Source organism: Chamaesiphon sp. OTE_20_metabat_361 (genome assembly GCF_031364565.1).
The window spans coordinates 1-2579 of record NZ_JANLWO010000864.1; the positions used below are offsets into that span (position 1 = coordinate 1).

Annotated in this window: 2 protein-coding genes and 1 pseudogene; all 3 read left to right on the forward strand. The window is 48.9% G+C overall.

Annotation, left to right across the window (positions count from 1 at the left end):
- The first annotated feature begins 341 nt into the window (after positions 1 to 341).
- A complete protein-coding gene (locus RMO35_RS24260) occupies positions 342 to 875 on the forward strand; it encodes a phycobiliprotein lyase (RefSeq protein WP_309745168.1) in 534 nt (177 codons plus the stop codon).
- Positions 876 to 1124: 249 nt separating this feature from the next.
- The gene (locus tag RMO35_RS24265) at positions 1125 to 2186 is read left to right on the forward strand and encodes a DUF3474 domain-containing protein (RefSeq protein ID WP_309745170.1); all 1062 of its coding nucleotides are present in this window, start codon (positions 1125 to 1127) and stop codon (positions 2184 to 2186) included.
- A gap of 196 nt (positions 2187 to 2382) precedes the next feature.
- Positions 2383 to 2505, forward strand: a pseudogene (locus RMO35_RS24270) (thioredoxin family protein); the annotation flags it as partial.
- Positions 2506 to 2579 lie beyond the last annotated feature (74 nt).

A 2579-nucleotide genomic window follows, 5' to 3' on the forward strand; every position in this document is an offset into this window, starting at 1 on the left:
AAAGACTTGCTCGGTAAAACACATGCGCCAGGTATCCTCCGCGCGATCCGATCCGCAAAACCTAAAGTCTAAAACCTAAAGCCTAAAGCCTACCCCCTGTCTTGATTCGCTGTCTTGTCGTTGTCTTGTCTTGACGCGCTCGACCTGGAGGGAACCTCCAGAACGCGCGTCGCTGACGCACACAAACGGGAGGTTCCCTCCCGTTCGATGCGTCGCTTTTTTATTCGGGGGGAACCCTAGACATAAAAACGCCGCTGAACCGTCGGGGAACCCGACGTTGGCGTAGCCTCTCCGTCAGGAGTTACGCGAATCGCTACCCTCTACCCCCTACCCTCTACCCCATGAACGTCCGCGAATTTTTTGAGCTGAGTGCTGGCAAATGGTTCTCCCAAAAGACTAGTCAGCACCTAACTCTCAAACAGTCAGAACATGGTAAATCCGATCTCGCGATCGAAATTTTACCCATAGACAATCCGCAAGTAGTCCAACTGTGCCAACAAGCAGGTGTCGAGCCAAGCTCCATTTGGGGCGGCATTAAATATACTTGGAAAGGGACTCTCAGTTGGGATACCCAGCCCCAAAACGCTACAACACCGCAGGGTGAATCGATCGCAATTGCCGTTCCCGATGCCCCAACAGCTAACACTGGAAAATTTATTTATCTTACTGGTGGGAAGTCTCATGTGTCTCCATATACGCTAGGCGATGACAATGCGCTCACACTCATAACCCAAACTGACAACATTCGATCGGATGAACGCATTTGGTTTGAAAGCGATAATGTCCGACTCCGCACCACCATCGTTACCCAAGCTAGCGGTGATTCACTCGCATCCTTCTACTCAGAAATTCGGATGGGCGGGGGTAAGGGGTAAGGGGTAAAGGGTAAAGGGTAAAGGGTAAAAGGTAATGAGCGATCGAAATTCACCCAGTCCCCCCGTCTCCCAGTCTCCCAGTCTCCCAGTCCCCCCGTCCCCCCATCTCCCAGTCCCCCACCTCCCAACTCCCATCCCCCATCCCACACCTAATAAATAAAGACCGATCCCGCGATCTCCCGGTTGCGAAAATTGTTGCTGAGTGTAACAATGCGGTTGGTCTATTATTCAGGTAATTTTTAAAAGTAAGTGCAATCTAATTTAGTCGAGCCAGTAGACAACAACGCATCTATATTTGAAAGAGAACGGCTGCCGTTCACGATCCAAGATGTCCGCGCTGCAATTCCCAAATCTTGTTTTGAGCCTTCTACCTGGAAGTCTTTATCTTATTTTTTCCGTGATGTCGTAATTGTAGCTGGGCTGTATGCGATCGCGTACAAGTTGGACTCTTGGCTGTTTTATCCGATCTTCTGGTTCGCACAAGCAACCATGTTCTGGGCACTGTTTGTGATCGGACATGACTGCGGACATGGTTCGTTCTCACGTCACAAGTGGCTCAACGATCTCGTCGGACATATCTCACATTCGTTTATTTTGGTTCCGTACCACGGCTGGCGCATCAGCCATCGGACACATCACAAAAATACTGGCAATATCGAAACCGATGAAAGTTGGTACCCCGTCACTGAAGGTAAATACGACGAAATGCAGTGGTGGGAGAAGTTTCTCCGGTTCGATTTGACTTTATTACTGGCTTATCCGTTATATTTATTCCGTCGTTCTCCCGAACGTCCGGGTGGTTCGCACTTCCATCCAGCTAGTCCCCTGTTTCGCGAGTCGGAAAAGTGGGATGTCATCACTAGCAGCATCTGGTGTGCGGCAATGGTAGCACTGGTAGCGGCGGGGACATTTACCTGGGGTTGGTTGTGGCTGGTGAAGTTTTACCTGATGCCTTATCTGGGATTTGTCGTTTGGTTGGATTTGGTTACTTTCCTCCATCACACCGATGACGATATCCCCTGGTATCGCGGCAAAGATTGGTACTTCCTCAAAGGTGCGATTTCGACGATCGATGTCGATTATGGTTTTATTAATAATATCCACCATGATATCGGCACCCACGTCGCTCACCATATCTTCCTATCGATTCCTCACTACCACCTCTTAGAGGCTACAGAGGCGATTAAACCAGTTTTGGGGGACTATTATCGGAAATCCGATCGCTCCATCTGGGCAGCCTTCTGGGATGCCAAGGAGAACTGTCATTTTGTCACCAATACTGGCACGAAGATTTACTATCAGTCCAAGTAATTTTTCCTAAAGCAAATCAACTGGGCTTCGGCTGAGATAGTGTTACTCCCCAACCCCCCTCCTAGAGGGGGCTTTCTAACCTCCTCCCCTTGGAAAGGGGAGGAATGAGGTGGGGTAAAAATCTCCGCAGCAACTCAAACAACTCGATCGATCTTGCTCTACTCTAGAAGGTAATAATATTTAGGAGTTTATCAAAGTGAGTAGTGTTACCGTCATCAATGATTCACAATTTGAGATTGAAGTCTTACAGGCAGAGTTACCTGTTCTAGTGTACCTGTGGGCGGCATGGTGTGGGCCTTGTCGGTTAGTTTCACCTTCATCACCAATGAAATGACGGTATCGACATGCGAGTTCTTAAAACGCACCGCAGCTAATACATGATCGTTCTCGATC

Coding starts and splice junctions, on each gene's coding strand:
- RMO35_RS24260 (WP_309745168.1), top strand. CDS start 342: ATGAACGTCCGCGAATTTTTTGAGCTGAGTGCTGGCAAATGGTTCTCC.